This window comes from Mycobacterium sp. UM_11 (assembly GCF_001414075.1).
In the GTDB taxonomy this organism is placed as follows: Bacteria; Actinomycetota; Actinomycetes; order Mycobacteriales; family Mycobacteriaceae; genus Mycobacterium.
In genome coordinates this window covers 1-334 of record NZ_LATC01000265.1, presented here as the reverse complement: position 1 = coordinate 334, position 334 = coordinate 1, and the positions used below count along the sequence as shown (strand labels likewise).

The following is a 334-nucleotide window of genomic DNA, read 5'->3' as shown; positions in this document are numbered from 1 at the left end:
CCCACCACCGCCATCGAAGAAATCCTCGCCGGCATTTATGCCGAGGTGCTCGGGGTGGAGCGGGTCGGGGTCGATGACTCGTTCTTCGATTTGGGTGGGGACAGCATCCTGTCGATGCAGGTGGTCTCACGCGCCCGGGAGGCGGGGTTGACCTGCCGGCCCCGGGATATCTTCGTCGAGCAGACCGTGGCCCGACTGGCCGGCATTCCCGGCATCACCGAGGGCCACACCCGCATCGCCGATGTGGGCATCGGGGCGATCACCCCCACCCCGATCATGGGATGGCTGTTCGACATTGACGGCCCCATCGACCAGTTCAACCAAACCCTGGTCC

The 334-nt window shown here is 65.6% G+C and carries 1 protein-coding gene; it reads left to right on the top strand.

Going from position 1 to position 334, the window contains the following annotated elements; translation table 11 throughout:
• On the top strand, nucleotides 1-334 hold a 334-nt coding region (locus WU80_RS24950), incomplete at both ends, for a phosphopantetheine-binding protein (RefSeq protein WP_156349799.1).